The organism is Klebsiella sp. Ech2A, from assembly GCF_030078455.1.
GTDB classification, from domain to species: domain Bacteria; phylum Pseudomonadota; class Gammaproteobacteria; order Enterobacterales; family Enterobacteriaceae; genus Klebsiella; species Klebsiella terrigena.
Genome location: NZ_JAQGFU010000365.1, coordinates 1 through 2,184 on the forward strand (window position 1 = coordinate 1; position 2,184 = coordinate 2,184).

1 protein-coding gene is annotated in these 2,184 nt (G+C 61.2%); it reads right to left on the reverse strand.

Annotated features, from left to right (window positions below):
• A partial coding sequence (locus PFH44_RS26995) for a TonB-dependent siderophore receptor (protein WP_283826750.1) occupies positions 1-1,812 on the reverse strand: 1,812 nt, incomplete at its 3' end.
• Positions 1,813-2,184 lie beyond the last annotated feature (372 nt).

Consider the following 2,184-nt stretch of genomic DNA (forward strand, 5'->3'; position numbering starts at 1 on the left):
GTTGCGGGCAATCCCCACCGGATGCTTGCCTTCGCTGCCGTCGTTGGCGCTGATCACCTGCGGATCGGTTAAGGCCCAGGAGGCCAGCACCGACCAGGCCGGGGTGATGTTGATTTTCCCGTCCAGCTCGATCCCCCGGGAGCGGATCTCGCCGGTTTGCACGCTGTAGTTGGCGTGATCGGGGTCCGGAGTGGCGACGTTGGTTTCGCGCAGGTTAAACAGCGCGAGGGTAAACAGGGCGTCGAGGCCGACCGGATCGTACTTCAGGCCAATCTCCGACTGCTTACCTTCGGTGGGCTTAAAGGCGCGGCCGTAGAAATCGCTGCTGCTGCTCGGCACGAACGACGTGGAGTAGCTGACGTAGGGCGCGAGGCCGTTATCGAAGTGGTAGAGCAGCCCGGCGCGTCCGGTGGTGGCGTAGTCGTTACGCTCGCTGCGGGCGTCGGTAAGCAGGTCGGTGCTTTTGGTTTTCGCCGCGTCGTAGCGCCCGGCGAGGTTGAGGATCCAGCGATCCCACTCCAGCTGATCCTGCAAATAGAGGCCGGTCTGATCCATCGTCGAGTGGGTGCTGCTGTCGAACGGCGGCTTTTCCACCGGGGTGCTGTAGTCCGGATCGAGATAGTTGATCGGGCTGGCGTCGCCGTAGCCGGACTGGCTGCGCACCGAGCTGTGCATGCGGTCAATGCCGGCCAGCAGGGTGTGCTTCAGCGGGCCGGTTTGCAGATGGAACTCCGCCTGGTTATCCACCGCGAAGTTGACCATCGTCTCCTTCAGGTTCATCGAATAGCGGTCGATCAGCGGCGCGTCGGCGTGCACGCCCCACGGATAGACCATCAGGTAGTCGCCGGTGCTGCTGATATAGCGCAGGTTCTGGCGGAAGGTGACCGTATCGTTAAAGTCGTGGCGGAACTGGTAGCCGATGCTGCCCTGCTTGCGCTCGTACTTATCGAAGCCGGGCTGGCCGCCGTAGAAGCTGGAGGAGATCTGACCGTTCGGGTTATGCGTCAGCGTGCCGGAGACCGGCATCTGGTTGTAGAAGCCGCTGTCCGGGTCCTTGCGCAGCTGCGCCAGGAGCGTCAGGCTGGTGCGGTCGCTCGGCTGCCAGGTTAGCGACGGAGCTATGGCATAGTGCTGATAGCGGGTGTGATCGACCTGGGTTTCGGTATCGAAAAAGGTGCCCGCGACGCGGCCCAGCAGGGTTTTATCATCGTTCAGCGGGCCGGTGGCGTCGAAGCCGGTACCAAACTGGCTGTGGTTGCCGGTGGTGACGTACACCTCGCCGCCGGGCTCGGCCTGCGGGGTCTTGCTGACCATGTTGACGATCCCGCCGGGGTTAGCCTGGCCGTAGAGCACCGAAGCCGGGCCCTTGACGACCTCAATGCGCGACAGCAGGAACGGGTCCCACGCCGGCCGGCTCCACCAGGCTTCGCGCGGCAGGCGCAGGCCGTCGAGATACTCGTCGGCCTCAAATCCGCGCACGATAATGGTGTCGAAACGGGTGTCCGGTCCGGAGCTTTCCGACGAGACGCCAGAGACGTAGCGCAGCGCTTCCGGGATCGTTTTCGCCGCCTGGGCTTCAATTTGCGCCTGGGTGACGACCGCAATACTCTGCGCGGTGCGGCTAATCAGCTGGCTGGATTTGCTGGCCGCCGTCGCGCTATGGGTGACGATGTTGCTTTCGTCATCCTGCCCCTGGGCGTCGGGAGCGGCGGTGACCACCATCGTCTGTTCTTTTGTGTTATCCTGCCCGTTATCCGCAGTAAAGGCCTGCCCGCTGTATCCTGCGATGATTGTACATACCAGTACTTTCAACGGTTTATCCCTGAAAAACTTGCCAGGTTGTCTCATAGCATTTCCGACTGTTTTTAGAATTGGATGGAAATGATAATTATTCAACTATAAAAGAGAAGCCCGTCCGTGGCAGAATAGCGCCATTGGTCACCGGGATGTCGCCATTCGGACAAAAGTTGTCTCTAAACGCAGCAGTACGCACAAATGGTGAGAATCAGACAAAGGGCAGGTGAAGATGACATCCCAGCACGCGATCGAAGGGCTGCGCCAGCTGAAGTACACCCCGGGCAGCGAAGAGCCGGTTCATCAGCATGAACAGGGGCAGCTGATCTACGCCCTGCGCGGCGTGGCGAAAATTGTTACCCCCCAGCATATCTGGCTGCTGTCGCCGGG